We start from the raw sequence: 25,221 nt of genomic DNA, 5'->3' as shown, positions 1-25,221 counted from the left end.
TTGGAAGTGTTCCCCGTCACACAGCGTCCCGGGAGGGTGCAGGCATGAGCGTCGAACAGGCACGAACGGATGGACCGGAGAGTTCACCGTCGGCATTGCGCAGGGTCGTCGGTGCGTCCATGGCGGGCACCGTCGTCGAGTGGTACGAGTTCTTCCTCTACGGCACCGCCGCGACCCTCGTCTTCGCCAAAGTCTTCTTCCCCGACGGCGGCAACGAACTCGACGCGATCATCGCGGCGTTCGTCACCTACGCCGTGGGCTTCGTCGCCCGGCCGCTCGGTGGGATCGTCTTCGGCCACTTCGGTGACCGGTTCGGACGCAAGCAGCTGCTGCAGACCAGCATCATCATGGTCGGCGTCGCGACCTTCCTGATGGGCTGCCTGCCGACCTTCGGTGCCATCGGGTACTGGGCGCCGGCACTGCTCGTGACGCTCCGGTTCATCCAGGGCTTCGCGGTCGGCGGCGAGTGGGGCGGCGCGGTACTGTTGGTCGCCGAACACAGCCCCGATCGCTCGCGCGGATTCTGGTCGTCGTGGCCGCAGGCCGGTGTGCCGATGGGCAATCTCCTCGCGACGATCGTCCTGCTCGTCCTCACCACCACGTTGCCCGAATCGGCCTTCCTGTCGTGGGGCTGGCGAGTCGCGTTCTGGCTCTCGGCCGTCATCGTGCTGATCGGCTACTACATCCGCACCAAGGTCACCGACGCCCCGATCTTCCTCGAGGCGCAGCAGGAGGCCGACAAGCTGAAGGAGACGTCGTTCAACGTCTTCGAGGTGCTCCAGCGCTACCCGCGCGGCGTGTTCACGGCCATGGGCCTGCGGTTCGCCGAGAACGTCATGTACTACCTCGTCGTCACCTTCTCGATCACCTATCTGAAGATCGTCGTCGGTGCCGACACCAGCCACATCCTGTGGTGGATGCTCGCCGCGCACGCCGTGCACTTCGTGATCATCCCGATGGTCGGACGACTGTCGGACACGCTGGGACGCCGTCCCGTCTACATGATCGGTGCCGTCACCGCCGGTGCCTGGGGCTTCCTCGCCTTCCCGATGATGGACACCGGCAACAGTGCGTGGATCATCTCGGCGATCGTCATCGGACTCGTCTTCCACTCGTTCATGTATGCGGGGCAGCCGGCGATCATGGCGGAGATGTTCCCGACCCGCATGCGCTACTCGGGCGTCTCCCTCGGCTACCAGGTCACCTCGATCGTCGCAGGGTCGCTCGCCCCGATCATCGCCGCGAGTCTGCTCAGCCGCTTCGAGTCGTCGGTCCCGATCTCCTTCTATCTGCTCGGCTCGTCGCTGATCACGATCGTCGCGGTGATCGTGGCCCGGGAGACGAAGGGCATCTCGCTGCGCGACATCGACGCCGCGGACGCGGAAACGGTCGCCCAGAAGAAGGCCGCCGAGAACGCCAGGATCTCGGCATGAGGGCCCGCACCGCACTCGTGACCGGTGGTGTCGGCGGGATCGGGGCGGCCTGCGCCCGCGCCCTCGCCCGGCAGGGAGTCCGCGTGACCGTCGCCGACGTCGACGAGGTCGCCGCGAAGACGCTCGCCCACGAGATCGGGGGAGAGGCGTGGGGTGTCGACCTGCTCGACACCGACGGCCTCGACGGTCTCCGCCTCGACGTCGACATCCTCGTCAACAACGCCGGCATCCAGGTGGTGCGGCCGGTGGAGGACTTCGCCCTCGCCGACTTCCGCCGCATCCAGACGCTCATGGTCGAGGCGCCCTTCCTGCTCGTGAAGGCCGCGCTGCCCGGCATGTACGAGCGGGGCTTCGGCCGGATCGTGAACATCTCGTCGGTCCATGGGCTGCGGGCGTCGGCGTTCAAGGCCGGGTACGTCACCGCCAAGCACGGCCTCGAGGGGTTCTCCAAGGTCGTCGCGCTCGAAGGCGGTCCCCGTGGCGTGACGAGCAACTGCGTCAATCCGGGTTACGTCCGCACCCCGCTGGTGGAGAAGCAGATCTCGGAACAGGCCCGCGCGCACGACATCCCGGAGGATCGCGTGCTCTCGGATGTGTTGCTCACCGATCAGGCGGTGACCCGGCTGGTCGAGCCGGAGGAGGTGGCCTCGCTCGTGTCGTGGCTGGCCTCCGACGAAGCCGGGATGGTCACCGGCGCGTCGTACACGATGGACGGCGGCTGGTCGGCCCACTGACAGGACGGTCCGACTGCAATCACCGACCCGCGTCCCGGATTCCGGGGCGCGGGTCAGTGCGCGTCGGCGCCGTCGAGGACGAGTTGGACCTGGGCGTGCAGAGCGTGGGTCAGATACTCGCGCGGGTAGAGCTCGGGGCTCGCCGCCGCGTCGAGTGCGAGCCCGTTCGCGGCCGAGAGCAGCAGAGCGGCCCGGGTCTCCGGGTCGGGTGTACCGGCGCGGATCAATACGCGCGCTATGCCCGTGCGGATCGTGAACAGGGTGGCGGTGCGGATGGCGCTCAGCGTGGGGGAGGTGACCGCCCGCACGGCGAACGCCGACATCACGTGCACCTCGCTGCCACGTTCCTCGTCGAGGGGGAGCAGCTGGCTGAGCGCGGAGAACAGGGTGCGCGCCGGATCGATGTCGGGATCGACGTTCGTCAGCCGGTTCAGCACCCGGTCCGAGAGCGTGCGGAACGAGTACGCGAGCATCTCGTCCTTGGTTGGGAAATGGTGCTGCACCGCCCCGATCGAGACCCCTGCCTCGTTGGCCACCTCCCGCACACTCGCCGCGTCGAGACCGTTGCGTGCGGCCACGTCGAGCAGGGCCGCAGCAAGCCTGGTGGGGCTGGTGGTGATGTAGGGGCGCGTGCGCATGGGGAGCACCGTAGCCGAGCTCTCCACCATACGAACGTACGGGGAGGCGGGAATCACACCCCGTCGGTGAGCTCGCGATCTGAGAGGAAACGGACCGACACCGTCAGCGCGGCTGCGAACGCCGCTGCGATCCACAGGGCGTGCAGCCCCAGCACCCGGTGGGCGAGCGCGCCGAGAACGGCGCCCGTCACCAGGCCGCCCCACAGGCCCAGATAGGGCAGCCAGCTCCAGCGCGGACCACCGAAGAACGCCGCCGCGATCCGCTGCCCGATCTTGACCAGCGCACCCGTCATGTAGGTCAGGGCGACGGTCGTCTCCCCGAGCCGCCGGAACACCGAGTTCTCCGTTCCCATGGCCAAGGTCATCGCGATCACGGCGACCGGCGTCCAGTCCACGAAGACGGCCGCGGCGGCGATCGTCAGCAACACGGTCACCGTCGCGAGGACGGCGGTCTTGCGGGTCCGCCGGTCTCGGTCGGTCAGTTCCGCTACCACGCTGCCGAGAATCACTCCGAGCACGAACAGCGCGAGCACACCGCCGATGAGGGTGACCGTCTGCCACGCACCGTCGGCCGTCCCGACCGCGAAGCGCGTGGAGTTGCCGCTCATGAACGACACGAAGACGCCGCCCAGGGTGATGAAACCGAGGGCATCGATGAACCCTGCGAGAGAGGACAACGCGATCGCGAGTCCCTGCAATTGCCTGCCGTAACCGACCACCAGACGATAGTAGGAACCGTTCCCGCCGGATGCCGACGACGTCGGCTCGCGGATACTTACGCGGTGTAACGACCGGGCGTTGTGGGCGCGATGGACAAGGGGAGCCGTCCGGCGCCGTCGTTCTCAGGAGTTCCCTCGATGTCCTTGCCCCGCTTGTCGTCCCGGCTGTCCCTGCTCGTCGTCGCGACGGTCGCGGGTCTGACCCTCACCGGTTGTGATTCGACCACCGAGGACACTTCCGTCGCTCCGGCGGCGACTTCCGAACAGTCCCCGGTGCCGAGCTCCGAAACCCCCACGACGACACCGTCCCCCACCACGACGCGCTCCACCTCGACGACCGCACCGAACCCGGCAGCGTCGGCGGATTCGTCGGAGGCCCTGGCCCGGCTGGCGACCCTGCCGATCAAGGGGCGCGCGCCCAAGACCGGGTACAGCCGCGACCTGTTCGGCCAGGCGTGGAGCGACGACGTGTCGGTGGAGTTCGGGGGCAACGGCTGCGACACCCGCAACGACATCCTGCGACGCGACCTCGTCGATATCGTCTACCGGCCCGGTACCCGCGACTGCGTCGTCGCGTCGGGAACCCTGAACGACTTGTACACCGGTACGACGATCGCGTTCACCCGCGGGCAGGACACCTCGACCGCGGTGCAGATCGACCACGTCGTCGCGTTGTCGGACGCGTGGCAGAAGGGCGCGCAGCAACTCGACGCGGGCACCCGGGCCGATTTCGCCAACGACCCGCGCAACCTCCAGGCCGTGGACGGGCCGACCAACCAGCAGAAGAGCGACGGCGACGCCGCCACCTGGCTGCCGCCGAACCGCGCGTACCGCTGCACGTATGTCGCGCGGCAGATCGAGGTCAAGGCGATCTACGGCCTGTGGGTGACGCAGGCCGAGCACGACGCGATGGCGCGGGTCCTCACCGAATGCGGAGGTGGGGCTCCCGCAGCTGCACCCGCGCCCACCACGACGACGCGCCAGGCGCCCGCACCTGCGCCGGCACCCTCGCCGGCTCCTGCACCTGCACCTGCACCCGCCCCCGCCGAGCCGGCCCCTGCTCCGGCGGAGGTGTATTACAAGAACTGCGCGGCGGCCCGGGCCGCGGGAGCCGCACCGCTGTATGTGGGAGAGCCCGGCTACCGGCCGAAGATGGACGGTGACGGGGACGGCGTCGCCTGCGAGTAGCACACACCGCCGTGATCTCTCGGTCAGCTGAAGCGGTGGGTGAGATTGCGGCGCATGCGGTGCAGCTCGCGGAGCTGGGCGCCCAGCCGCTCGACCTCGGCGTCGAACCGGCGCGCCCGGTCCACGGCCCCCACCCGGTGTTCGGCGAGGGCCTTCTGTTCGGTCTTCTCGATGGCTGCGGACACCTCGTCGATCTCCCGGTCCAGCATCTCCACCCAGACCGAAGCCTGCTCGTGGTCGGCGTCGCCGCCGAGCGGGAAATTGTCGTCCGCGGTCACGAGACGCATCGTGCCCGAGATCGGCCCGGTACGCGAACACGGGGACCGGAAAAGCAGAAACCCCGTGGGACGCTGTGCGCCCCACGGGGTTCCGTGGCGGAGGATAGGGGATTTGAACCCCTGAGGGCGTTAACCCAACCCGCGTTCCAGGCGAGCGCCATAGGCCACTAGGCGAATCCTCCGTGGGGAAGCATACCGAATGGAGACCCCAACTTGCCAAACGGGCACGTCCCACCCTGATTCCAGGGGTGCTGCGGGGGCGGGTTCGCCGCCGAGGCGCTCGTTCCTCTACACTTGCCGATGGATCCCGCGCGGCGCGCATCCTGTGAACTCCCCCAGGGCCGGAAGGCAGCAAGGGTCAACGGGCTCTGCCGGGTGCGCGGGGTCCTCTTAATTTCCGCCGATGCCCGTGTCACCGTGCACGGTGAAAGGTCCCTCCGCATGCCTACGCAGACCCAGTACGGGTTGATGAGCCATGAGGAACTCGTTGCAGAGCACGAGCGCCAGTCCGCCAACTACGAACGGTTGAAGTCGGAGAAGCTGACGCTGGACCTGACCCGCGGCAAGCCCTCGCCCGAGCAGCTCGACCTCTCCGCGGAGTTGCTGTCGCTGCCGGGTGCCGACGACTTCCGCGACGGCAGCGGCACCGACACCCGCAACTACGGCGGCCTCACCGGCCTGCCCGAGCTGCGCGCGATCTTCGCCGAGCTGCTGAACATCCCGGTCGAGAACCTCGTCGCAGGAAATAACGCGAGCCTCGAGATCATGCACGATCTCGTCGTCTGGTCGTTGCTGCACGGCACCGTCGACTCGCCGCGCCCGTGGTCGCAGGAGTCGGTCGTCAAGTTCCTGTGCCCGGCGCCCGGCTACGACCGGCACTTCGCGATCACCGAGTCGCTCGGCATCGAGATGATCCCCGTGCCGCTGCGCGAGGACGGCCCCGACGTGCGGTTCATCGCCGATCTCGTCGCGAACGACCCGCAGATCAAGGGCATGTGGGCTGTGCCGACCTACTCGAACCCCACCGGCGCGGTGTACTCCGAGGAGGTCGCCCGCGAGTTGGTGTCGATGCCGACGGCCGCTCCCGACTTCCGCATCTTCTGGGACAATGCCTACGCGGTGCACCCGCTCACCGAGCACCTCGCGCCCGCGATCGACATCCTCGGTCTGGCCGCGCAGGCCGGTCACCCGAACCGCGTGTTCGCGCTGGCGTCCACCTCGAAGATCACCTTCGCCGGTTCGGGCGTGAGCTTCTTCGGCAGCTCCACCGAGAACCTCACCTGGTACCAGAAGTACCTGGGCATCAAGACCATCGGTCCCGACAAGGTCAACCAGCTGCGTCACCTGCGCTTCTTCCGCGACGCCGAGGGTGTGCGTGCCCACATGGCCACGCACCGCGAGATCCTCGCGCCGAAGTTCGCGCTCGTGCGCCGCATCCTCGAGGAGCGTCTCGGCACGTCGAAGGTCGCGTCGTGGACCGAGCCCGAGGGCGGCTACTTCATCAGCCTCGATGTCGTCGAGGGCACGGCGGCCCGCGTCATCGCCCTGGCGAAGGAGGCGGGTATCGCGCTGACGGGTGCCGGTTCGGCGTTCCCGTACAAGAAGGACCCCGAGGACAAGAACATCCGCCTCGCACCGAGCTTCCCTTCGCTCGGTGAGCTCGAGAAGGCCATGGACGGTGTCGCGACCTGCGTGCTGCTGGCCGCAGCGGAGAAGGCGCTCGCCGACAAGTAGTGCGTGGGTAGGTACGCAACGCGAGGACGAGGCTCGCAACATCGGCAGTCACTGCCGGCGTTGCGAGCCTCGATTCTTTGTTGCGTACCTCCGTCGACAAGAATCTGCACTCCGGGTGTGAGTTTGTTCCCAGCCTGTGGATAAAGTTGTGCACAACACGTGGACGGGCGGTGGACAACTCGGATCGGCCCTGGTCGGGGCATTCTCGGTGCCCGCCGTCACCGCGACTTGCTTTCCCCTACCGACCTGACATACTCGCTGGTCAGGGTCGCCGCATACCGTGCGGCGGGTTCGGAAGTGGTGAGTGTGATGGAAAACCGCGCTCTCGTGAATTCCGGAGTCGGCGTATCGGCCGTCGGATCTGTCACGGGGTGTCTCGGTGTACTGAAGGTGTTCCTACTGGCGCTCGACATCGAGGCGGCGCCCGAGACGCCCCCGCGGGTCCCACCCGTCGAGAAGGTGGAGCCCTTCCTGCCGGCACGCATCGCCGAGCAGCCCGAGACGGACCACGGTGTGCGTCCGCCGTGCCTGCTCGCGTTCCGGCACGTCGTCGACCCGACACGACCGGAGATCTCGTTCGGTGCGTCGACGGGGTCGCTGCGTGAGGCGCCGGACACAACCCGACCGTATGTGGGACACCCCGCGACGTGCGTGTCGCTGTGGGACGTCCCCGGCCACGGTCTCGTCCTGGCGCTGGAATCGCTGTCGGACCACGGGTCGCCGCTCGTCGACTGGCGCAGCGACCCGCTGCAGGACCGCGACGGCGCCGGTCTGCGCCCGGTGCTCGGCAAGTTCCTCGCGCCCTTCGAACTGACCGCCGACGCCTGCCTGAACGACGTGTTTCCCGGACTGAACAGGCGGTTGTGTGCGCCGACGACCTATCAGCACCTGCACGAGCTCGTCGTCCACCGCCACCGGGGAGTCGGCGATCGCGAGGTCGCCGAGGGCATGGTCGTGGAAGTGGTCTCGAGCGGCGGCGAACGCGTCCGCTCGCTCGTCGACGGCCCGCGCATCGGACCGGAGGCCCGCGCGGCGGCACGGTCCTGGGGTGTGTTGTGGAAGTGGGACCGGGTTCCGCTGGTGGACCGGCCCGTGCAGCCGGGAGCCACCATCGCCGTGCGGGAGGACTCCGGTGCGGTGCTGTTCGACCTCGAGGCCACCGCCCTCGGCAGCGACTATGTCGGGCACGGCACCCGCGAGATGATCTACGGGCTCATCCCGTGGGTGGCGGTGCGGGCCCGGGCCTCCGCCGACTACTGGACGACCATGGAGCATCTGCGCCACCCCGACGGGCTCGGCGGCGATCGGCTGGCCACGGTCCTCGACGACATCGCGATCATGCAGGCGCGCCGGATGGAACGGGCCCTGCTGCGCAAGGAATCGATCCACGACGACCGGTTCCACTCGTGGACGCAACCCACCCAGCTGCGAGCACTCATGGCCGGCCGGGTCGCCGACGAGTTGGCCGAACTCGACGCGGAACTGTCCGAGGCCGTGGACATCGTCGAGCACGCCCTGCTGCGCAGTGCCGAGTTGCGCGGTGCGAGGCATACCCGCTTGGCCAAGGGCTGGTCCGCGGCGGCGTCGGTCATCGCCGTCGTGGCGTTGTTCGCCGCCCTGGCCGCCGTTCCGGACACCTCGCAACCGACGCTGTTCCCGCACTGGCTGCATGCTCTGACCACGTCGATCGCGCTCACCCTGGGCATCGTGATCGCGGTGGTCGTGTGGCGCCGCCCCTGACGCGCAGGGCATGATCGTCTGCATGTCCTCGACGCTGAACCTGGTCGGAGATCCCGACGCCGACGCACTGCTGGCCGAGAACCCGCTGGCGCTTCTCATCGGCATGCTGCTCGACCAGCAGGTGGCGATGGAGGTCGCGTTCGCGGGACCGAAGAAGCTCGCCGACCGTCTCGGCGGTCTCGACGTGTACCGCATCGCGTCGGCCGACCCCGACGAGTTCGTCGCGGTGTGCGCGCAGCAACCGGCCGTCCACCGGTTCCCCAAGTCGATGGGACAGCGGATCCAGGCGCTGTGCGCGGCGATCGTCGAGGACTACGACGGCGACGCCTCCGCACTGTGGACGTCCGGCGACCCGGACGGCAAGGAAGTGCTGCGGCGGCTGAAGAAGCTGCCGGGCTACGGCGACCAGAAGGCACGTATCTTCCTGGCGCTGCTCGGCAAGCAGATGGGTGTGCGGCCCGAGGGATGGCGCGAGGCCGCCGGCGACTACGGGCACGAGGATGCGCGCCGGTCGATCGCCGACGTCGTCGACGAGCAGTCGCTGCGCGAGGTGCGCGAGTTCAAGAAGTCGATGAAGGTAGCGAAGAAGTCATGAGACGCGTCGCAGCGGTGTGCGGCGCCGCCGTCGCCTTCGCCGGGGGAACCGTGGGCGTGGCCTCGGCCGGCGGGGGAGACGACCGGGTCGTCCTCCGGCCCGGCGACGGGATCGTGTTCTCCGCGGAGCCGACACCGGGTTGGTGTTCCGTGGCGGCGGTCGGTCACGACGACGCGGGTCGGCTCGTCGCGATCACGGCGGGGCACTGCTATCAGACGGGATCGTCGCCCGTCTGGAAGGTCGAGGAGCAGCACCGAGGGCCGATCGGAACCGAAACGGACGTCGCGAGTACGGGTTCGGTCGATCAGCTGGGATTCCCCACCGACGAGATCGCCGATTACGCGGTGGTCCTGCTCGACGAGACCCGCGTGCGGGGATCGAACACGTCGGTGCCCAACGACCGGGGAGAGCGAGTCGTGCTCGAATCGGTCGCGGCGTTCGGCGAAGGCGAGCTGCCGGCCGGAACACATTGCGCGGCAGGGCGGAGCACGTCGGTGGCCTGCGCGACCGGCGATGTGCGGGTGGACGGGAACCTGATGTCCTCGCCGCTGCTCATGCGACCGGGCGATTCCGGCGGGCCGCTCGTGCGTACCGAGACGGGCGAATGGATGGGACTGTCGGTGGGTTACCGGTTCCCGCAGACCGCGGTCTCCGACGACCGGCAGGTTCCCGACACGAGGTTCGCCGCCTACCAGCGGGCCGACCGGATCCTCGCCGAGATCGACGCGCGCGACGGGATCGGCTCGGGGTTCCGTCTCGTCGACACCCCCTGACCGATCCCGCCGGCGTTACCGTCAGAGCTTCTCGAAACGCGGAATCAGGTGTTCGGCAACGTTTTTCGCCTCGTCGATGAGCGGCCATCCGGCGAGGATGAGGGAGGTCGGTCCGGTCGCGTCGCGCAGGGTGCGCACGTGGCCGGTGATCTCGTCCGGGTCGCCGACGTAGTAGACGGCCGACGATCCCGTGGCGAAGATGTCCAGCGGTGACCACGCGGTGATGCCCGCGTAGAGGCCGTCGCCGAGATACAGGTCCTCGGGTTCGGGCAGCTTGCCGGCGTTGATGGTGTCGACCCAGCCCTGCCGCTGCGCGTCGCGCGCGGTGAAGGTCTTCAGATCCTGCTTGCTGTGCGTGCGGCGGCGCACCGCCCGGTCGAGCACGTCCTGGATCTGCTCGATGCCGGCCTTCTCGAACAGCGACCGGAACCGTTCGAGTGCCTCGTCCCGATTCGGACGCACGATGACGCCGGACAGAGCGCCGAAATCGGTGTACTCGCGTCCCTCCGCAGCAGCGGATTCGCGGGCAGCGGTGAACTTCTGCGTGACGAACGAGGTCTCACGCAGCATGATCAGATAGGCGTCGAGGATCTTGCCGGCGTTCTGCAGGCCGGCGGGGGAGTCGCCCGTGCCCCACAGTGGCACCGAACGGTCGGCCGGCGCGTCGATACGCAACGGGGTGTTCGGGAAGTTCGACTCGGTGCCCTCGGCGTAGATCCGGCGGAATTCGTCCCAGTACTTCTCGCCGAGCTCGTACCTCCGGTCGTGCTCGACGTTCATGTCGTACTTGGTGAGGATGTTCTCCCGGCCGTTGACCGAGTTGATCATCAGGCGGCCACCGCTGAACGCGTCGAAGGTCAGGGCCTTCTCGGCGAGCAGTCGCGCGGGCATCATGTTCGCGTAGATCGCGACGAGGAACTTCATCCGGCTGGTGTGCGCCGCAGCCCAGGTCGCCGAGATGAAGGGGTCGTTCGGCCAGGTCGCGACGAGCGCACCTTCGAAGCCGCCGTCGTCGATGGTCTTCGCGAGTTCGATCTGCCGCTGCCCGTCCACCGGGTACAACCCGCCGGGGCTCCAGGGGTAGTCGCCGTCGGCCTGGGTGAGATACCAGAAGGTCTTGAGGGGCATTACTTCGTGTCCTTCGAGGGGAGTTCGAACGGTTCGACGCGGGCGCGGGCGCGCAGCGTGCCGGCGTCCACGGCGAACAGGGCGTCGAGGTAGGCGACGGCGAAGGAGCCGGGGCCGGTGGAGTTCTCCTCGGCGATCTCGGACGCCACGGCGACGTGCGTGTGGGCGGCCGCGAGGCCGACGAGAGGGATCTCCGCGACCGCGAGATAGGCCGCGACGAGTCCACCGAGGGAGCATCCGGTGGAGGTCACGCGCGGCAACATGGCGCTGCCACCGGCGATGCGCAATCCGACGATCCCGCCGTCGCGGTCGCGGCCGACGAGGTAGTCGACGGGACCGGAGGCCGACACGGCGTCCGCACGGTCGAGCAGCGCGAGCGCGGCAGGCACGGCAGCAGCGGCCTCGTCGGCGCTGTCGACGCCGCGCGTGTCACCGCCCAGACCGGCCAGCGCGATGATCTCGGAGGCGTTGCCGCGGATCGCGGTGGGACGGAACTTCAGCAGGTCGGCGGCGAGAGAGGTGCGCCACGCCAGTCCGCCCACGCCCACGGGATCGAGGACCCACGGGGTGCCGGCGTCGTGCGCGGCCTCGGCCGCGCGGGTGAAGGCCACCGAGGTCTCGTCGAAGGGCGTGCCGAGGTTGACGAGCACTCCACCGGCGATGCGCGCGAAATCGCCTGCCTCGTGGGCGTTGTCGATGTGCGCGTTACTGGCGCCTGCGGCGAGCAGCACGTTGGTGAGGAAGTTGGCCGAGACGATGTTGGTCAGCGAGTGCACCAGCGGCGTCTGCGCGCGCAGGGCGTCGAGGGTGACGGCGAGATCGTCGATGGTGGGGGTCGTGGTCACGGGAGATCCTGTCGGGAGGAGGGGAGGGGACGAAGCGGGTCAGGATCGCGGACATCGCATCATGCGTCGCCCTTCCCTTCTCCGAGTGTCCGCATGGGGAGTGCGGGGTCGGCGGTCCACTCCTCGAGGGATCCGTCGTAGACGGCGATGTCGTCGTGGCCCGTCCGGACCAGTGCGAGCGCCACCAGGCAGGCCGAGACGCCGCCACCGCAGTAGAGGATCAGGGGCCGGGAGGTATCGGCGAGGGCCTGCTCGGCCAGCTCGGCGATCCGATCGGTGCTCCGCAGGACGCCGTCGGCGAGCAGGCTCTTGGCCGGCAGGTTCCGGCTCCCGCCGATGTGCCCGCGGCGCGTGTAACGAGTGGTGGCGGTGCCTGCGAACTGCTCGGCGTCGAGCGCACAGACGAGGGTGCCCGGTGCGTCACCGGACACCACGGCGAGCACGTCGTCGCGATCGCGCCACAGGCCGTGGTCGGGCAGCCCGGTCCGGGATGTGGTGGCAGTGCGCTCGGCGGCGTCGCCGGTTTCCACGGGCAGGTCGAGCGCGGTCCAGCGGGCGAAGCCGCCGTCGAGGACGCGGGCGGAGACACCGATGTTGCGCAGCATCCACCACAGCCGGGACGCCCAGGTCATGCCGCCGTCGTCGTAGATCACGAGGTCGGTGTCGGGGGTCACGCCGAGTTCGGTCAGGGCGGCCGCGAGGTCGTCCGGGGCGGGGCGGGAGAAGTGCAGGTCGGTGCCGGGGGCGCTGAATCCGCCGAGCAGGTCGGCGTGCACGGAGCCCGGGATGTGCGCGGCGCGCCAGGTCGCGTAGCCGGATTCCGGACGGTAGTCGCCGTCGAAACGGGGCTTCGGAAAGGTGACCGTGGCGTGCAGGACCGTGTGGGCGCCGGGGTCGCTCGCGAGCTCTTCGGCGCTGATCAGCACCTGTTCGTCCCGGAAAGCCGCCTCGGTCACGCGTTTGGGTCCTCTCGTCGTGTTCGAGGAGCGACGCTAAACGACGAATAACGTATACGCAAGTATTCGTAAGTCCACGGTGGCATAATCGGCGCACGTAAACGGCATGCCTACGGAGGGTGTAGATGACCGAGCAGGACGCGACGGCCGAGCTGGAGAGCTCTCTTCTCGTCGAATCGCCCACCGGGCGCGACGACCAGACCTCCAAGCAGTACCTGCGCCTGCGCTCGGACATCCTCGCGGGGAAGTTCCCACGCGGCGCCGCTCTGCACGAGACCCAGCTCAGCGAGACCTACGGGGCGTCCCGCACCCCCATCCGCGAGGCGCTCAACTGGCTCGCGCACGACGGTCTGCTCGAACGGGCCAGTCGCGGCTTCCGGGTGCGTTCGGGCACCCCCGAGGACGTCATCGAGATCTATGCGGCGCGCGTCGCGCTCGAATCCGAGGCGGCCGGCGCCGCGGCGATCCGGCACACCGATCTCGACATGGCCCGGCTCGAGCGACTGCACGATTCGTGCTGCTCAGCCACCGACGACGGCGCGGTGCGCATCGGGAACTTCCGGTTCCACGAGGCGCTGTGGCAGGCCGCGCACAACACGACGATCACGACATTGCTCGTGCGTCTGACCACCCAGCTGCGGATCTACGACTCCGGGCCGCCGTCCAACTACGGCGAGCCCGATCTGCTCAACCGGGAGCACGCGCAGATCCTCGACGCCTTGCGGGCGCGGAACGAGTCCGCGGCCCGCGAACACATGCGTGCTCATCTCGAGCGCAGCCGCGAGCAGCGCATCCGCCTCTTCGCCCGCGGCTGAGCCTTCACTCCTGATCGGACGTGTCGATGTCGCCGGCGAGGATCCGGTACAGCGACTTCTTGGCTCCGGTGAGGACCGCGTGTGCCGCGGCGACCTCGGCGTCGGAACCGCCCATCGCGACCGACCGCGTCGCGACCTGCAGTTCGCGCAGTGCGAGTCGCAGGTCGGGGGCGTCGGAATCGGGATCGTGAGCGGCGAAGGGGTCGAGGAGCTCGTTTTCCGGATCGTCGATGTACGTGCGGCCCGCATCCGTCAGTGAGACGAGCTTGCGTCCGCCCTCCTTCTCGACGGTGACGAGTCCTTCGTCCTCGAGCTGGGAGATCGTCGGGTAGATCGCGCCGGGGCTGGGGCGCCAGGTGCCGCCTGTCCGTTCGGCGATCGCTTCCATGAGCTGGTAGCCGTGCATCGGTTCGGTGCCGAGCAGGCGCAGCACGGCCGCACGGACGTCGCCTCGCTGTGCTCGGCCGCGTCGTCCTCCTCGCGGGCCGCCGTGTCCCCGTCCGCCGCCACCGCGGTGCGGGCGGAAGCCGGGTTCGTCGTGCGGGTGGTGTCCGCGACGGCGGGGGCCGTCGGCGCGGAACGGGCCGCCGGGAAGATTTCGATCGTGCATGGCGCGGCGACGGCCGCGGGGATGTTCGTGGGTTCGCATCCGTGCGTCTCCTTCTATGTCGATACGATCACGATAGATCTCGATATATCGTTAACGCAACAGTGGTCTCGGCCACAGATGTCAACGGACCGACCTCCGTGCATGTCGGGAGCCGCCGGTACGCTCGGCGCGTGGCTCTGTACCGGAAGTATCGACCTGCGACCTTCGCGGAGGTGGTGGGGCAGGAGCACGTCACCGTGCCCCTCAGTACGGCGCTCGACACGGGCCGCATCAACCACGCTTACCTGTTCTCGGGTCCTCGTGGATGCGGCAAGACGTCCTCGGCGCGCATCCTCGCCCGCTCGCTCAACTGCGAGACCGGCCCCACGTCCACGCCGTGCGGAACGTGCCGGTCGTGCGTGTCGCTCGGTCCGGGCGGTGGAGGCAACCTCGACGTCACCGAACTCGACGCCGCGAGCCACGGCGGTGTCGACGACACCCGCGAACTCCGCGACCGCGCGTTCTACGCTCCGGCCGAATCGCGCTACCGCATCTTCATCATCGACGAGGCGCACATGGTCACCACGCAGGGCTTCAACGCCCTGCTCAAGATCGTGGAGGAGCCGCCGGAGCACCTCATCTTCGTCTTCGCGACCACCGAGCCCGAGAAGGTGCTGCCCACCATCCGGTCGCGCACGCATCACTATCCCTTCCGGCTCCTCGCTCCCACGGCGATGCGGGGTCTGCTCGAGCAGATCTGTGGCCAGGAGAACGTGCCGGTCGAGGACGCGGTCTATCCGCTGGTCATCCGTGCCGGCGGTGGATCCCCCCGCGACTCGCTGTCGGTGATGGACCAGCTCCTCGCCGGTGCCGGCCCCGAGGGCGTCACCTACGAGCGCGCCCTGTCGCTGCTCGGCGTCACCGACGTCGCTCTCATCGACGAGGCCGTCGATTCGCTCGCGGCCGGCGACGGCGCGGCGCTGTTCGGCACCGTCGAGAAGGTCATGGACGCCGGGCACGACCCGCGTCGCTTCGCCGTCGACCTTCTCGAACGCCTCCGCGATCTCATCCTCATGAAGTCCGTCCCCGACGCCGCCGAGCGCGGACTCGTCGACGCACCCGGCGACGTCCTCGAGCGGATGCGCGACGAAGCGACCCGCCTGGGCCCGGCCACCCTCACCCGCTACGCCGAGATCGTGCACGCCGGGCTCGGCGAGATGCGCGGTGCGACGTCGCCGCGTCTGCTGCTCGAGGTGATGTGCGCGCGCATGCTGCTCCCCGCGGCGTCCGACGCGGAAACCGCTGTCCTGCAACGCCTCGAACGACTCGAGCAGGGCATCGTCGCAGCCCCGGCGGGAGGTGTCGCGCCGAAGCCGGTGGCAGTACCCGCCGCGCCTGCCGCACCGCCCATCTCGCCCGACGAACCCGCGGCACGTTTCCAGCGTCCCTCCCAGCGCCGGGCAGCGGAGGCGGCGCCTGCCGCACCGTCCAACGAGACTGCTCAGCCCCGCGAGGCCGCTCAGCCGCAGCCGGAAGCTGCCCAGCAACCCCCTGCCCAGCAGGCACCGGTGCAGCCCGAACCTGCCCAGCCGGCACCTGCCCCGACACCGCCTCCCGCCGCCGCGCAACCTCCCGTCGTCCCGGAGGCTCCACAGCCGCAGAGTGTGCCCGACGAGGTTGCCGCACAGGAGGTTCCGCCGCCCGCTCCCGAGGATCCGGTTGCTCCCGAGCCCGAGCCCGAGCCCGAGCCCGAGCCCGAGCCCGAGCCCGAGCCCGAGCCCGAGCCCGAGCCCGAACCCGCCCGCGCGGCAGGCGGTCCCGACGCAGCCCAGATGCGGGGCGTGTGGTCGGAGGTGCGCGCGAAGGTCCGCGAACGCAGCCGCACCGTCGAGGTGATGCTCTCGGGCGCCACCGTCCGATCGGTCGACGGCACCCGCGTCGTGCTCGTGCACGACTCCGCTCCGCTCGCGAAGCGACTCGCCGACGCGCGCAACGCCACGGTCATCGCCGATGCGCTGAAGGCGGTCTTCGGTGGAGAGTTCGAGGTCACCTGCGTCCACGGATCCGCTGCTGCGGAGGCACCTGCCAGAACCCCGGCGCCCGAAAAGAATTCGCGCCCGGCGGGTCAACCGCGTTTCTCCCGGCCGAGCCAGGCGAAGAATGCCGCGCCGCCCGCACCCGCCGAAGCCCCCGCCGCGCCGCAGCGACCGGCGGCCGCACCGTCGGCTGCTCCGACGTTCACGCGTCCGTCCGTAGAGAGCGTCGACGACATCCCGCCGCCCGAAGCCCCCGACCTTCCCGACGATCCGGGCCCGGGCTACGACGCACCGCCGCCCGACCCGTCGCAGATGACGGAGGCGGACGTCGAGGAGATGTTCGCCGAGGCCGCCACGCCCGGCGACCCGTCGACGCGCCGCGATCCTGAAGAAGTCGCGATCGAGCTGCTCAAGGACGTGCTGGGAGCGAAACCGCTCGACGAGAAGTAGTCGTACCGGGCCTGGAGTGGCCGACGAACGGTGTCAGGTCTGCAGGTTGTCTCCGTCGGTGCGGTCCGTCGTGAGCTCGTCCCAGGTCGCATCGACCGCGTCGGCGAGTTCGCTGTCGGTAGGCACAAGTTCGCGGATGGGTTCGGGCAGGGTGTCGTAGGTGTAGTTCGCAACCGCCAAGGGAGCGGTCGTGCCCGCGAGCGAATAGCGCACCACGTGGTCGTTGCGCCCCGCGCACAGCAGGATCCCGATCGTCGGTGCGTGCCGGTCCGCGACTCGCAGGTTCTCGTCCACCCAGGAGACGTAGAAACCGAGTTTGCCGGCGTACTCGGGCTCGCTTCGAGTTCTCGTTCCGCGGCCCGCTCGTCGAGATCGAGGAAATCGAAGATGTACGGGCCGCGGACGAGTTGCTGTGCGAGGTCGGAGTCCTGTGGAGGAAGATGGTCCGGAAAATTCGACGGCGCGGCACCTACACGGCGATGTAACTGCCCGACGATCTGATGAGTCAGAACGTGACGCGACCACCCGTGTTCTGCTGCGCGAGCTGCGTACCAGTCGCGAAGCTCTCGGTTGTCGGGCTTCTCGAGAAGGACCGTCACATGTCCCCATGGCAATTGTGCGACAGGCTGTTGCACTATTTCCTGGGCCAGGCGTCCGCGAAGGACCGCATGTAGAAGAGATTGCGGCGCGAGAGACCGCGCATGTGTGGAAACTCGGAGCGCAGGTCCCTGGCCAGTTGGTCGACGAACCTGTGCTTCGAGTTCGTCCAGGAATTGCGGATAGTCCTCGGGAAGCCGATGGTCTTCTCGGTCACGGCCACATGGTGCCCTCGGGATACGACAGAAATACGAATGCCGCCGTCGTCATGGCCAGCGATCGAAGGGTGCCGTCGTATCGCGCTCACCCGGCGATTCGTATCTGTTGCCGACGGGTATCGCCTCATCATGAACCTGCACGAACTCCTGCGCGCCGTCGAATCGTTCGACGCTGTGGATCGGCCCGCCGAGCGCATCGCGCAGCGCATACGGCGAGTCCTCGACGGCTCCGTCGTCGACGACCTGCTCCGAGGTTCCTGGCTCGGACACCCCGTCCATCCGCTCCTCGTCACCGTCCCGATCGGGTCGTGGGTGTCCGCGGCGGCGTTGGACGCGCTGCCCGGGCAGCGCACCGCGTCCCGGCGACTCGTCGCGTTGGGACTGGGCGCGGCGGTCCCGACGATCGTCACCGGCTACACCGACTTCTCCACCCTGGAGGATGCCCCTCAGCGCAGGGTCGGTGCGGTGCACGCCGTGTCCAACGCGATCGGGGTGATCTGCATGGCGACGTCCTATCGCGCGCGACATGCCCGCCACGACCGGGCGGGGACGATGTGGACTTTGATCGGTCTCGGCGCGGTCGGAGTCGGTGGCGCTCTCGGCGGTCACCTCTCCTACGCCCAGGGTGGCGGAGTGTATCGGTGGCAGCGACCGTCCGAGAGTGTCGATCTTGCAGCCGAACTCGAGGACATCGGCGCCAAGCGCTGAACACTCGTCCCCGAGGTTCACAATCCACAGATGAGGCTCACAATCCTGGTGGTCGACCACCAGGATTGTGAGCCTCGTTTCTCGGTTGTGAACCTCCGTCTATCCGCACACGGCGGTCAGCGCGATCTCGAGCGGTGCCCCGCCGGGCAGGGTGTGGACGCCGACGGCGGTGCGCGCCGGTAGCGCATCCACACCGAGTTCGCGTTCGATCAGGTCCGACGCGCCGTCCGCGACCACCGACAGATCGACGAAACCGGGCGCGCTCGCGACGTAGACGACCATCTCGACCGGCCGGAACGACGTGCCCTCCGGCAGCGTCGCGCGGATCGCTGCCAACGCGTTGCCCACCGCGACGACCGCGGCGGCCCGGGCCTGTTCGACGGTGACCTCCGCACCGACCCGTCCGGTGAGGATCAGCTCGCCGTCTCGCCGTGGGGTCATGCCCGCCGTGCGGACGGTGTCGCCGGCCAACACGGCCGGGACGTATCGCCCCTGCGGACGCGGTGCGACAGCGGTCACATCAGTGGACACCCATTGCGAAGCAATGTCAGAGGACACCCAGAGCCACCCCCTCCTGTCGTGGATCGCTGCCGCCGGAGAGCACCCCGCGGTCGTCGATCGAGATCACCTGCGCGCTGCCCTCGGCGTCGAGTGGTTCGAGCACTTCCACCAGGTGGCCGAGTTCGCGCAGTTCGTCGCACACGCCGTCGGCGACGTCGCCTTCGATCCGCAATGCGGTCGGTTCGCCGAGCACGTTGGCGTCCGATCCCGGGAAGACGGTGAAGCGCGGCGCCGAGACCGCCTCCTGGGGGTCGAGACCGTGGTCGAGCAGGTGCGACAGCAACTGCATGTTCCACTGCACCTGGCCGTCGCCACCGGGCGTGTTGCCCACATGCCGCAGCTCACCCGCCGAGTCGGTGACGATCCACGCGTTGAGTGTGTGCAGGGGCTTGCGGCGCGGCGCCACCTCGTTCGGATGCCCGTCGATCAGGTAGGCACCGCGACCGAGCCGGTTGTTGAGCACGATGCCGGTGCCGGGCACGGTGAGCTTCGCTCCGAAGGTGAACGCCAGCGAGTGGATGAACGACACCGCCCGCCCCTCGGAGTCCACGGCGACGAACGACGTCGTGTCCCCGGCGGAGACGGCGAACGCCTCGGCCGGTGCACGCCCGTCGATCCGTGCGCGACCGGCTGCGATGTTCGCGGGATCGAGCACCCGTGCGACCCCGTCGTTGTCCGACGAGCACCAGCGGAGCCTGTCTTCGAAGGCGACGGTGGCCGCGCGGGCCATCCGGTCGATCGATGCCGCGCCGAGCACAGGGTGGGTGCCGAGCGCGTCGTCGCACAGGGCGGCCTGGTGCAGCACCATCCATCCCGGTGTGGGGAGCGGGGTCTGGTGCACGACGTGACCGGCATAGCTGCCGGTGAGCGCCGCCTCCGCGTCCACTGACGCCCCGGCCTGCCATTCGTCGCCGCTGAACGGTGCTCCGCCCCCCTGCAGCGCAGCCACGCAGCGTTCGGCGAGCGTGCCGGTGTAGAACGATGCCGGATCCTCGGCCAGGGCACGGATCGTGCGGGCCAGATCGGGCTGGGGAAGCACGTCGCCGAGGCGCGGGACCCGGTCGCCCGGTGCGTACACCGAGGCGAGTCCGGCGTCGCCGCGGATCGCATGCAGAGCGGTCTGCACATCGGTTCGGGTCTTCGCAGAGCACGGCAGGCCGCTCTCGGCGATCCGGGCTGCCGGCGCCCACAGTTCGGGCAGCGACCTGCTCGCTCCCCGCCGGTGCAGTGCCGCCAGCGCGGCGGGTGCGCCGGGAACGGCGACGGCGAGCGCCCCGTCGAGCGGGATCGCGTCGAGTCCCCGTGCCCGGTAGAAATCCGGTGTACCGCCGTCGGGTCCGTAACCGCTGCCGTTGACGGTCCACACCGACCCGTCGGGCTCGCGGACCACGGCGAACGCGTCGCCGCCGATGCCGCACTGCCCGGGCAGGGTCAGCCACGTGACCGCTGCCGTCGCCAGGGCCGCGTCGACGGCGTTGCCACCGTCCTCGAGGACGCGGACCCCGGCGAGGCTCGCGAGCGGATGACTCGACGCGACCATGCCTCCGGTCGCGACCGTCGCCGGTCGTGTCGCGCGCCGACTCATGCCGATCGCATCCGACGTCGACGGGGTCCTTCCGGCGGCTCGGCGGGGTCGATCCCGACGAAGATCTCGCCGTCGCGCTCCTCGCACGGATAGGTCTTGATGGGCTCCGTGGCCGGCGGGCAGATCGGCTCACCGGTCTCGAGGTCGAATGCGCTTCCGTGGCAGGAGCATCCGATGCCGTCCTGGACGAGCTTGCCGGACGACAGCAAGCAGTCGAGGTGTGAGCAGTAGTTGGACGTCGCGTACGCCTTGCCGTCCAGTCGGGAGATGGCGAACTCGTAGTCCTCGGCGTAGAACCGGCGGACGATGCCTTCGGGCACCTGCCCGGATCGGGCCACTCGCTTGAACTCCATGGTCTTTCCTCCAGGCTTGTCGAGGGTCGGTGTCGCCGGTCAGGCGTCGGGGGACAGGTAGACGGTCTTCTCGGACTGGTAGAACTGCATGAGCGTGGGGCCGGCCTGTTCCTTGAAGGTCTGCGTGCTCGACTGCTTGTAGCCGCCGAACGGCGCGTTCATGGCCATTCCCGTCGTGGGCTGGTTGACCTTCACGAGCCCGGTCCGCGACCCGGCGATGAAACGCTGTGCAGCGGACAGACTCCGGGTGACGACCGAGGCGCTGAGCCCGAAGGCGGTGTCATTCGCCAGAGCCAGGGCCTCGTCGAAGGAGCCGGCGCGCTGGAAGGCCAGGACCGGGCCGAAGATCTCGTCGGTGAGCAGGCGCATCCCCGGGGCGGTGTCTGCGAACACTGTGGGCCGCACGAAGAATCCGTCTCGCAGCGCGTCGTCCTCGCATCGCACGCCGCCGCACACGAGCCGTGCGCCTTCGTCCGTGCCGATGGTGACGTACTCGAGGAACTTGTCGAGCTGACCGCGACCCGCGAGCGGGCCGACATCGACGGCGGCACCCGAACCTGGTCCCACCCGCAGTGCGAGGGTGCGTTCGGCGACCTTCTCGAGCAGTTCGTCGTGGATCGCGTCGACGGCGACGACCCGGCTGGTGCCGGTGCACGCCTGGCCCGACAACCCGAAGGCGCCCTTGACGATCAGCGCGGCCGCCGCGTCGAGGTCGGCGTCGTCCAGGACAACGACGGGGTTCTTGCCGCCCATCTCCAGCTGCACGCGCCGGTCGGGGCCGACGCTGCGGTGGATGGCGCGTCCGACCTCGGTGGACCCGGTGAAGGTCACCGCTGCGATCCGCTCGTCGCCGGACACCGCCGCACCGGCCTTGCCGTCGCCCTGGATCAGTGCGATCGCGCCCGCCGGCAGACCTCCGGCGAGTAGGGCCTCGACGAGTCGCTGTCCCATCAGTGGGGTGATCTCGGACGGCTTGAACAGCACCGTGTTGCCGGCGGCGAGCGCGGGCCCGAGCTTGCGGGAGGGGATGTTGAGGGGGAAGTTCCACGGCGTGATCGCACCGACGATCCCGATCGGTTCGCGCACGGTGTAGATGGTCGTGGAGCCCGGTGCCGGGAAGGTCGCACCGGTGGCGCGCAGTGCCTCACCTGCGTAGAAGCGCAGGTTCATGGGGGTGCGAGTCACCTCCATCGACGCCTCGGCGCGGGTCTTGCCCTCTTCGCGGATCAGTTCGTCGACGAGTTCGGCCGAGTGTGCGGCGAGGTGGTCGGCGGCTGCTTCGAGGATCGCGGCGCGGCGTTCGGGCGGGGTGGCGGCCCATTCGGGCGCGGCCTTGTCGAGAGCATCGACGGCGTTGCGGACGTCGATGGCGTCGGAGTCCGGGAAGGTGCCGATCAGATCGGTCTCGTCGGCGGGGTTGCGGCGTTCGAAGACCGCGCCGGAGGCGGCCGGTACCCAGTTGCCGTCGATGTGGTTCAGTCCGGTGATCGTCATGCGGGCTCGACCTCCTCGTACATCTCCCACAGATCGGTGTCCTCGTCGGCGAGCAGCGCTGCGTCGACCCTGCGGCCGATGAGTTCGCGGGCCGCCATGATGTCCTCGCCGCGGTCCATCGCGAAGGCAGCGGTCAGAACGTCGCCGGCGAGGTAGAAGACCGAGAACTCTCCGCTGTCGGTGTCACCGCGGACGACGAGTTCGGTTGTTCCGGAAGCCGATCCGGCGAATTGGATGTTGGTGTCGTACTGATCGGACCAGAACCAGTGCGGGTCGTCGGAGAGCGACTGCCGCCCGACGATCGTGTCGGCGACGACCGCGGCTTGGCGGTTCGCGTTGTCGAAGTGTTCGACGCGCACGTGCCGGCCTTCGCGCGGAGAGAACCGCTTCGCGACATCGCCTGCCGCGTAGATGTTCTCGACCGAGGTGCGCCCGGTGGCGTCGACCACGATCCCGCCGTCGACGGCGAGTCCGCTGGCCGCCGCGATGTCGGTGTTGGGGACGATGCCGATGCCGACGACCACGGCGTCGGCCTCGACGATCCCGCCGGTGGTGGTCTCGATCCGCACACCGCGGTCGGAGGTGGTCACCGAGGCGACGCCCGTGCCGGTGCGCAGGTCGACACCGTTGCGGCGGTGCAGATCGACGCAGTGCCGGCCGACCTGCTCGCCGAGGATGCCTCCGAGCAGGTGTTCGGCCTGTTCGAGGACCGTCACCGTCACGCCGAGAGATCGGGCGGTCGCGGCGATCTCGAGTCCGATGAAGCCGCCGCCGACGATCGCGAGACTCGAACCCGGGGTCAGGCGGGCTGCGAGGGCGGTCGCGTCGTCGAGGGTGCGCAGGTAGTGGACGAGATCGGGCCGGGATCCGGTGGTGGCGAGGGTGCGGGGGCGTCCGCCCGTGGCGAGGACGATCGCGTCGGCGGCGATCTCGCCGCCGTCGAACTCGACGGTGCGGGTCGCGGTGTCGACGCGCTGTACCGAGACGCCCGTTCGGATGTCGATGTCGTTGGCGTCGAGCCATTTCCGGGTCAGCAGTGCGAGGGAGTCGACCCCTTCGCGACCGGCGAGGAATTCCTTCGACAGGGGCGGACGCTGGTAGGGGGCGTGCTGCTCGTCGCCGAGCAGCACGATGCGTCCGTCGAAGCCGCGGCGGCGCAGGGTGCGTGCGGCGACGGCGGCGACCTGGCCGGCGCCCACTGTGACTACGGTGCGAACGGTCATGCCGTGCACTCCTTTCCGGATGCGGCCGGTGCCGGACGCGGGGTGAGGTCGACGAGGACGGTCTCGTCGCGCACGAGGACGGGATAGACCGGCTGGCAGAGGTCCTGGTCCTCTTCGTATCCGGTCTCGAGGTCGAAGCGCCACTGGTGGCCGGGGCAGATGACCCGGCCGTGGAGGAGCGTGCCCTTCACGAGCGAACGGTCCTGGTGGATGCACAGGTCGGCGAAGGCGTAGATGCGGTCGTTCGCATGGAACAGTGCGATCGCGAGGCCGTCGACCTCCACGCGGAGTTTGCGGCGGCGGGTCACCTCTTTCACCGTGGCGACGGCGACCCAGGTCGGGGACTCCGCGGCGGTGTCGGTGCCGGCGGTCCCGCTGCCCATGATTTCGGTGGACATGCTTCTCCTTCGCTCGTGTGCGAGAACGGGAGCGGAAGCCGCGAGCGACTTCCGCTCCCGCGCATCGGATCAGGCGGACGCCAGCTCCAGATCGGGGGCGACGTACGTGTCGTACAGGCCCTTCGTGTACGAGAAACGCATCTCCGCTCCCCAGCGGACGAGCTGCAGGCAGCGCTGCTGCAGCTGCGGGGTGTCGGCGCAGTCGAGGACGATCTGGTAGCCGCGCTCACCGTGCACGACGTCCGAGGTGATGTGCAGGTCGAAGAACTCGATTTCGTCCTCGGTGAAGCCGTACACCTCGCGGAGCGGGACGATCTGCTTCTTGTAGATGCTCGGCACCTGGGATTCGAGGCCCACGACCAGGGCCGCGGTGGCGACGACGAAGTGTTCGCGCTGGGACACCGCGTAGCACCAGGCCTGCAGTCCGCGGGTGACCGCGTTCATGTTGTTCGGATCCTCGACGCGCTCCTTGGTGGTGCCGCACGCCTCGGCGAACTTGATGAGCAGGTCGGTGTGCCGGATGTCGGCCAGCTCCTCCTCGTACATGTTCTGGAGGGTGAAGTCCTTGGCGTCGGTGAAGTGATCGGGGGTGTTGGAGTAGATGTTCGCCAGGTAGTCGGCGAAGGGGCCGACGTAGTGGTAGTGGTTCTCGGCCCACCGGGCGAAGTGGTGCTTCTCGAGCTTGCCCTCGGCCCACGCCTTGCTGAACGATGCGTTCTTCGCCTCGCGTCCCTTGATGGCGTCTTCGAGTGCGGCGCGGAATTCGTCGCGTCCGAGCAGTTCGGTCATGATGATGCCTTTCGATGAGGAGGTCGTGCGGGGGATACGATCAGGCGTTGATCGCGGAGGTCAGGGCTTCGAATTCGGCGATCATGGCGGCGCCGACCGCCTTGTCCTGCTCGCCGTTGCCGCCGCTGATGCCGACGGCGCCGACGATCTGTCCGTCGTAGACGAGGGGGAAGCCGCCGACGAAGATCGCGAACTTCCCGGGGAGCATGTGGCTGATGCCGAACGCTTCGTTGCCGGGGAGGGCGGGTCCGTTGGGACCCTCGTTGAACAGGTGGGTGGCGCGCTCGTGGCCGGCGGCGGTGAACGCCTTCGCCATGGCGATCTCGACGCCGGTGAGGCGGGCGCCGGGAAGCCGGTGCAGAGCAATGACGTTCGCGCTCTCGTCGCAGACACAGAGGGTCTGCTTCACGCCGATCTCCTCGGCCTTCGCGCGGCCGGCGGCCAGCAGGGGGAGTGCGTCGTCGAGGGTGATGCGGTGGATTCGATGCATTGGTCTCCACTTTCGAAGTCGGGTCGGAGAGTCGGACGATTCCTGGTCCGCGTCGGGATCCGTGTGCGTCCCGCCGATGCCGCGTCGCTGAAGTGTCGGCGGGTGCCGGAGCGGTGGAGCGGTGTGTCCGGCGTGGCTCATTTCTAACAGGGCT

At 69.0% G+C, this 25,221-nt stretch carries 26 protein-coding genes, 1 tRNA gene, 1 other RNA gene and 1 pseudogene; 11 read left to right on the top strand and 18 right to left on the bottom strand.

Annotation, left to right across the window (positions count from 1 at the left end; genetic code table 11):
• The first annotated feature begins 44 nt into the window (after positions 1 to 44).
• Together NVV99_RS20425 and NVV99_RS20420 are read left to right on the top strand one after the other, a co-directional pair.
• A complete protein-coding gene (locus NVV99_RS20425) occupies positions 45 to 1,433 on the top strand; it encodes an MFS transporter (RefSeq protein ID WP_024102752.1) in 1,389 nt (462 codons plus the stop codon).
• Positions 1,430 to 2,167, top strand: coding sequence for a 3-hydroxybutyrate dehydrogenase (locus NVV99_RS20420; RefSeq protein ID WP_006552511.1), 738 nt, complete (start codon positions 1,430 to 1,432; stop codon positions 2,165 to 2,167). The genes NVV99_RS20425 and NVV99_RS20420 overlap by 4 nt, the downstream gene beginning before the upstream one ends.
• A 53-nt stretch (positions 2,168 to 2,220) precedes the next feature.
• On the opposite strand, the gene NVV99_RS20415 is transcribed toward NVV99_RS20420, so the two are convergent.
• Both NVV99_RS20415 and NVV99_RS20410 read right to left on the bottom strand, forming a co-directional pair.
• Positions 2,221 to 2,805 (bottom strand): TetR/AcrR family transcriptional regulator, encoded by a 585-nt coding sequence (locus NVV99_RS20415; RefSeq protein WP_024102753.1) that lies wholly within the window; start codon positions 2,803 to 2,805, stop codon positions 2,221 to 2,223.
• A gap of 53 nt (positions 2,806 to 2,858) precedes the next feature.
• Positions 2,859 to 3,524, bottom strand: a complete 666-nt coding sequence (locus tag NVV99_RS20410; protein ID WP_024102754.1) for a YoaK family protein — start codon at positions 3,522 to 3,524, stop codon at positions 2,859 to 2,861.
• 138 nt (positions 3,525 to 3,662) lie between these two features.
• On the opposite strand from NVV99_RS20410, the gene NVV99_RS20405 reads away from it, so the two are divergent.
• On the top strand, positions 3,663 to 4,712 hold the full coding sequence (locus NVV99_RS20405; RefSeq protein WP_041803950.1) for a DUF1524 domain-containing protein: 1,050 nt from the start codon (positions 3,663 to 3,665) through the stop codon (positions 4,710 to 4,712).
• A gap of 23 nt (positions 4,713 to 4,735) precedes the next feature.
• On the opposite strand, the gene NVV99_RS20400 is transcribed toward NVV99_RS20405, so the two are convergent.
• Positions 4,736 to 4,999, bottom strand: coding sequence for a hypothetical protein (locus NVV99_RS20400; protein WP_006552507.1), 264 nt, complete (start codon positions 4,997 to 4,999; stop codon positions 4,736 to 4,738).
• Positions 5,000 to 5,084: 85 nt separating this feature from the next.
• Positions 5,085 to 5,172 (bottom strand) — tRNA-Ser (locus NVV99_RS20395).
• Between the two features lie 117 nt (positions 5,173 to 5,289).
• Between NVV99_RS20395 and ffs the strand changes: the two genes are divergently transcribed.
• The 5 genes from ffs to NVV99_RS20370 all read left to right on the top strand — a co-directional run bounded on the left by ffs (position 5,290) and on the right by NVV99_RS20370 (position 9,832).
• Positions 5,290 to 5,384: signal recognition particle sRNA small type (gene ffs, locus NVV99_RS20390), an RNA gene on the top strand.
• 47 nt (positions 5,385 to 5,431) lie between these two features.
• Positions 5,432 to 6,724 (top strand): aminotransferase class I/II-fold pyridoxal phosphate-dependent enzyme, encoded by a 1,293-nt coding sequence (locus NVV99_RS20385; RefSeq protein ID WP_006552506.1) that lies wholly within the window; start codon positions 5,432 to 5,434, stop codon positions 6,722 to 6,724.
• Between the two features lie 327 nt (positions 6,725 to 7,051).
• Positions 7,052 to 8,464, top strand: coding sequence for a hypothetical protein (locus tag NVV99_RS20380; protein ID WP_242411675.1), 1,413 nt, complete (start codon positions 7,052 to 7,054; stop codon positions 8,462 to 8,464).
• A 22-nt stretch (positions 8,465 to 8,486) separates the two neighbouring features.
• Positions 8,487 to 9,059: an HhH-GPD-type base excision DNA repair protein gene (locus tag NVV99_RS20375; RefSeq protein WP_006552504.1), complete on the top strand. Its 573-nt coding sequence runs from the start codon at positions 8,487 to 8,489 to the stop codon at positions 9,057 to 9,059.
• Entirely contained in the window at positions 9,056 to 9,832 is a 777-nt protein-coding gene (locus tag NVV99_RS20370) for a trypsin-like peptidase domain-containing protein (RefSeq protein WP_006552503.1), read from the top strand. Before NVV99_RS20375 ends, NVV99_RS20370 begins: the two co-directional genes overlap by 4 nt.
• Before the next feature lie 21 nt (positions 9,833 to 9,853).
• Here NVV99_RS20370 and NVV99_RS20365 read toward each other — a convergent pair whose 3' ends face one another.
• From NVV99_RS20365 to NVV99_RS20355, 3 genes are read right to left on the bottom strand one after another with little or no spacing between them, the layout of a single operon-like run.
• Positions 9,854 to 10,960: an LLM class flavin-dependent oxidoreductase gene (locus NVV99_RS20365; RefSeq protein WP_024102757.1), complete on the bottom strand. Its 1,107-nt coding sequence runs from the start codon at positions 10,958 to 10,960 to the stop codon at positions 9,854 to 9,856.
• A complete protein-coding gene (thiM, locus tag NVV99_RS20360) occupies positions 10,960 to 11,805 on the bottom strand; it encodes a hydroxyethylthiazole kinase (RefSeq protein WP_024102758.1) in 846 nt (281 codons plus the stop codon). Before thiM ends, NVV99_RS20365 begins: the two co-directional genes overlap by 1 nt.
• Positions 11,806 to 11,864: 59 nt before the next feature.
• Positions 11,865 to 12,761, bottom strand: coding sequence for a sulfurtransferase (locus tag NVV99_RS20355; RefSeq protein ID WP_024102759.1), 897 nt, complete (start codon positions 12,759 to 12,761; stop codon positions 11,865 to 11,867).
• Positions 12,762 to 12,886: 125 nt separating this feature from the next.
• On the opposite strand from NVV99_RS20355, the gene NVV99_RS20350 reads away from it, so the two are divergent.
• Entirely contained in the window at positions 12,887 to 13,576 is a 690-nt protein-coding gene (locus NVV99_RS20350; RefSeq protein ID WP_006552499.1) for a GntR family transcriptional regulator, read from the top strand.
• A 4-nt stretch (positions 13,577 to 13,580) separates the two neighbouring features.
• Here the strand turns inward: NVV99_RS20350 and NVV99_RS20345 are convergent, their stop codons facing one another.
• On the bottom strand, positions 13,581 to 14,225 hold the full coding sequence (locus NVV99_RS20345; RefSeq protein ID WP_024102760.1) for a PadR family transcriptional regulator: 645 nt from the start codon (positions 14,223 to 14,225) through the stop codon (positions 13,581 to 13,583).
• Between the two features lie 131 nt (positions 14,226 to 14,356).
• Here NVV99_RS20345 and NVV99_RS20340 point away from each other — a divergent pair, with 131 nt between their 5' ends.
• Positions 14,357 to 16,651 carry a DNA polymerase III subunit gamma and tau gene (locus NVV99_RS20340; RefSeq protein WP_024102761.1) on the top strand — a complete coding sequence of 765 codons (2,295 nt, stop codon included), beginning with the start codon at positions 14,357 to 14,359 and terminating at the stop codon, positions 16,649 to 16,651.
• 33 nt (positions 16,652 to 16,684) lie between these two features.
• Here NVV99_RS20340 and NVV99_RS20335 read toward each other — a convergent pair whose 3' ends face one another.
• A complete protein-coding gene (locus NVV99_RS20335) occupies positions 16,685 to 16,945 on the bottom strand; it encodes a PDDEXK nuclease domain-containing protein (RefSeq protein ID WP_144376968.1) in 261 nt (86 codons plus the stop codon).
• Positions 16,946 to 17,184: 239 nt separating this feature from the next.
• Positions 17,185 to 17,354 (bottom strand): annotated as a pseudogene (locus tag NVV99_RS20330) (DUF1016 N-terminal domain-containing protein); the annotation flags it as partial.
• Between the two features lie 241 nt (positions 17,355 to 17,595).
• Between NVV99_RS20330 and NVV99_RS20325 the strand changes: the two are divergent.
• Positions 17,596 to 18,174, top strand: a complete 579-nt coding sequence (locus tag NVV99_RS20325) for a DUF2231 domain-containing protein (protein ID WP_024102763.1) — start codon at positions 17,596 to 17,598, stop codon at positions 18,172 to 18,174.
• A gap of 99 nt (positions 18,175 to 18,273) precedes the next feature.
• Here the strand turns inward: NVV99_RS20325 and NVV99_RS20320 are convergent, their stop codons facing one another.
• The 8 genes from NVV99_RS20320 to NVV99_RS20285 form a co-directional block, all read right to left on the bottom strand.
• Positions 18,274 to 18,693, bottom strand: a complete 420-nt coding sequence (locus NVV99_RS20320) for a RidA family protein (RefSeq protein WP_006552495.1) — start codon at positions 18,691 to 18,693, stop codon at positions 18,274 to 18,276.
• 28 nt (positions 18,694 to 18,721) lie between these two features.
• On the bottom strand, positions 18,722 to 20,320 hold the full coding sequence (locus NVV99_RS20315; protein WP_024102764.1) for a gamma-glutamyltransferase family protein: 1,599 nt from the start codon (positions 20,318 to 20,320) through the stop codon (positions 18,722 to 18,724).
• Positions 20,317 to 20,673, bottom strand: coding sequence for a non-heme iron oxygenase ferredoxin subunit (locus NVV99_RS20310; RefSeq protein ID WP_006552493.1), 357 nt, complete (start codon positions 20,671 to 20,673; stop codon positions 20,317 to 20,319). The genes NVV99_RS20315 and NVV99_RS20310 overlap by 4 nt, the downstream gene beginning before the upstream one ends.
• A 39-nt stretch (positions 20,674 to 20,712) precedes the next feature.
• Positions 20,713 to 22,167 carry an aldehyde dehydrogenase family protein gene (locus tag NVV99_RS20305; RefSeq protein WP_041803530.1) on the bottom strand — a complete coding sequence of 485 codons (1,455 nt, stop codon included), beginning with the start codon at positions 22,165 to 22,167 and terminating at the stop codon, positions 20,713 to 20,715.
• The gene (locus tag NVV99_RS20300) at positions 22,164 to 23,390 is read right to left on the bottom strand and encodes an NAD(P)/FAD-dependent oxidoreductase (protein ID WP_024102766.1); all 1,227 of its coding nucleotides are present in this window, start codon (positions 23,388 to 23,390) and stop codon (positions 22,164 to 22,166) included. The genes NVV99_RS20305 and NVV99_RS20300 overlap by 4 nt, the downstream gene beginning before the upstream one ends.
• Positions 23,387 to 23,773 (bottom strand): Rieske 2Fe-2S domain-containing protein, encoded by a 387-nt coding sequence (locus NVV99_RS20295; RefSeq protein WP_016691025.1) that lies wholly within the window; start codon positions 23,771 to 23,773, stop codon positions 23,387 to 23,389. The genes NVV99_RS20300 and NVV99_RS20295 overlap by 4 nt, the downstream gene beginning before the upstream one ends.
• Before the next feature lie 84 nt (positions 23,774 to 23,857).
• Positions 23,858 to 24,577: a TenA family transcriptional regulator gene (locus NVV99_RS20290; RefSeq protein ID WP_006552489.1), complete on the bottom strand. Its 720-nt coding sequence runs from the start codon at positions 24,575 to 24,577 to the stop codon at positions 23,858 to 23,860.
• Positions 24,578 to 24,617: 40 nt separating this feature from the next.
• Positions 24,618 to 25,067 carry a heme-binding protein gene (locus NVV99_RS20285; protein ID WP_006552488.1) on the bottom strand — a complete coding sequence of 150 codons (450 nt, stop codon included), beginning with the start codon at positions 25,065 to 25,067 and terminating at the stop codon, positions 24,618 to 24,620.
• Positions 25,068 to 25,221 lie beyond the last annotated feature (154 nt).

This window comes from Rhodococcus sp. PAE-6 (assembly GCF_025290685.1).
Classification (GTDB): domain Bacteria; phylum Actinomycetota; class Actinomycetes; order Mycobacteriales; family Mycobacteriaceae; genus Rhodococcus; species Rhodococcus pyridinivorans.
The sequence above is the reverse complement of the archived record's forward strand: the minus strand, read 5'-3'. Positions and strand labels throughout refer to the sequence as shown.